Here is a 261-nt window from a genome sequence, read left to right as displayed (position 1 = left end):
TTGCGCGCGCTGCGCCGTGCCAGGTTGACCAGCCGTTCGGTCAGCAGCGCTTGCTGTCGGCTGGCAATGGCAAACATCACCGACGTGAGCGACAGTGACTCGCGAAAGACCTCCAGCATACGCTTGTGGGGAAAGTGACAGATCACGCCGTCACTGATCATGCGGACGTTTTCAAGGCGCTGGGAAAAAGCAAACTCCCGCAGACCGATGATGTCGCCGGGCAGAAAAACTTCCAGGATCTGACGGTCGCCATTTTCGAGG

General features: G+C 58.6%; 1 protein-coding gene. It reads right to left on the bottom strand.

All coding sequences use genetic code 11. The features are described from left to right. The coding region (locus Q5762_RS38785; protein ID WP_315897015.1) for a cyclic nucleotide-binding domain-containing protein at window positions 1–261 on the bottom strand (261 nt) is incomplete at both ends.

Origin of the sequence: Streptomyces sp. P9(2023) (genome assembly GCF_032436795.1) — a bacterium.
Classification (GTDB): Bacteria; Actinomycetota; Actinomycetes; order Streptomycetales; family Streptomycetaceae; genus Streptomyces.
This window is presented reverse-complemented; position numbering and strand designations above follow the sequence as displayed.